The sequence below is a fragment of the Luteimonas sp. 8-5 genome, from assembly GCF_029763755.1.
Lineage (GTDB): Bacteria > Pseudomonadota > Gammaproteobacteria > Xanthomonadales > Xanthomonadaceae > Cognatiluteimonas.
In genome coordinates this window covers 1-871 of record NZ_JARUVM010000181.1, presented here as the reverse complement: position 1 = coordinate 871, position 871 = coordinate 1, and the positions used below count along the sequence as shown (strand labels likewise).

Genomic DNA, 871 nt, shown 5'->3' with positions numbered 1-871 from the left:
GGCCGCGGTCCAGGTGCGCGCGCGCTCGGCGTCGCCCAGGCCGGAGTGCAGCGCGTGCACGGGCACGCCCAGGCGCGCGCGGAAGCGCGCCAGCAGCTGCGGGGTGAGGCCGATTTCCGGCACCAGGACCAGCGCCTGCCTGCCGCGCGCCAGGCAGTCGGCGATCGCCTGCAGGTAGACCTCGGTCTTGCCGCTGCCGGTGACGCCGTCGAGCAGGATCGGTGCGAAGCCGCCTGCGGCAGCACCCACTATCGCGTCGATGGCCGCCTGTTGCGCGGCGTTGGGCACCGGTGGCGGCGCGACCGGGGTGGATGCCAGCGCATTGGCTGGTACCGCGATCCGCTCGGCCAGGCTGCGCTTGGACAGCGCCCGCGCCGCGCTGCGCCAACCGTCCCCCAGCGCCGCCTGCAAGACATCCTCATCAAGGGCGCCGGTCTCCAGCTGCCGCGCCAGCTCGCGCGGCCTGCCGCTGCGCAGGCCGGGCAGGGCAGTGTACCCGGCCTCGGTGAGCTGCCAGGCCCAGGCGTGGGTGGCGGGCAGGGGCTCGCCACGGCGCAGCATTGCCGGCAGGGCGGTGGCCAGGACCTCGCCCAGCGGCGCATGCAGGTAGCGCGCGAGCCAATGCAGCGACTGCATCGACTCCCCGTGGAACACTGGTTCCGGGTCGAGCAACGCGGCCACTTCGCGCAGGGCGCCGGGGTCCTCCGCCGGCCCCGCGGAGACGACCACGCCGACAAGCTCGCGGTTGCCGAACGGCACCCGGACCCGGCAGCCGACCGACTGCACGGGCGCCATGTCTGCAGCCGGGAGATAGTCGAAAAGCCGGGCCAGGGGCACCGGCAGGGCGACCTGGCAAGCGGTGGGCGCGGGC

General features: G+C 75.1%; 1 protein-coding gene. It reads right to left on the bottom strand.

All coding sequences use genetic code 11. From position 1 onward, the window contains the following. A partial coding sequence (locus QAA18_RS12815; RefSeq protein ID WP_279413479.1) for a DEAD/DEAH box helicase occupies nucleotides 1-843 on the bottom strand: 843 nt, incomplete at its 3' end. Nucleotides 844-871: the final 28 nt, after the last annotated feature.